Origin of the sequence: Bacillus cereus group sp. BfR-BA-01382, from assembly GCF_022663475.1 — a bacterium.
Taxonomy (GTDB): domain Bacteria; phylum Bacillota; class Bacilli; order Bacillales; family Bacillaceae_G; genus Bacillus_A; species Bacillus_A thuringiensis_S.
In genome coordinates this window covers 1-462 of the sequence record NZ_JAKUFQ010000286.1, presented here as the reverse complement: position 1 = coordinate 462, position 462 = coordinate 1, and the positions used below count along the sequence as shown (strand labels likewise).

The window sequence follows — 462 nt, the reverse complement described above, 5'->3', positions numbered from 1 at the left end:
TTATCCTCATCTCTCAATTCATTATTTTACAGCCTCTACATTGTTAATCTTATCGAGTTTAAACAGCATACCTTCTTTTACATAGGCTTTATAGGTTTCTGTTTTTGTGACTACTTCATACGAATTATAATCCAATTCGTTTATTTCCAGTTTAGTGGGGCTTATATCTAATTTTTGAGCAATTAAACCCTTTACTTGTTCCTTTTCACTTGAGCCTTTCTTGTTTACATATCTATCTAATCCTGAAGTAGGAATTGATTCAACGTAATTTAATTTATCCAGTTTAAATAGTTTTTCATTCTCATTGAAATATGCCTTATATGTTGCTGTTTTTGTTGCCACTTCAAAAATATTTCTTTTTATGTTGCTTATATTAAATTCAGTTGGTTTTAGCTGTAATTCACTTGAGATTACATTTTGAATGGATGCATAGTGCTTAAATTCTGAATTAAGCTTTTCATG

At 29.2% G+C, this 462-nt stretch carries 1 protein-coding gene; it reads right to left on the bottom strand.

From position 1 onward, the window contains the following. Positions 1–21: 21 nt before the first annotated feature. Positions 22–462, bottom strand: a 441-nt coding sequence (locus MR160_RS33960) for a hypothetical protein (protein WP_242299234.1), incomplete at its 5' end; no start/stop codon positions are given.